Below are 279 nucleotides of genomic sequence, written 5' to 3'. Positions count from 1 at the left end.
AATGTCTGTCCTGTTGGGTCTGTTCCTGCCGGATTATAAGCGCCTTGTTGTATTGGATCAAAGATTCCGGGTGTTGTAACAACCGTTCCGCCAATGGCAAAACTTCCTTGGGATTCTATAATTAAAGGATTCTGCTTTTTTAAAGTTTGTGCATTTAACGATAGCAACGAAATTGCAAAGAATGCTGAAATGGTTAAAACTTTATTGAAATACATATTCATATTAAATTTTTATCTGGTTATTTTACGCTCGCTTAACCATTTTACCATATTTGGGTCT

General features: G+C 35.5%; 1 protein-coding gene. It reads right to left on the bottom strand.

Annotated features, from left to right (window positions below; translation table 11 throughout):
* A partial coding sequence (locus tag SB752_RS32310) for a hypothetical protein (protein WP_410719483.1) occupies window positions 1-221 on the bottom strand: 221 nt, incomplete at its 3' end.
* Window positions 222-279: the final 58 nt, after the last annotated feature.

Source organism: Brevibacillus sp. SIMBA_040 (assembly GCF_046535075.1).
Lineage (GTDB): Bacteria > Bacillota > Bacilli > Brevibacillales > Brevibacillaceae > Brevibacillus.
Note: the sequence above shows the minus strand (reverse complement) of the source record. Positions and strands in the feature narration are given on the sequence as shown.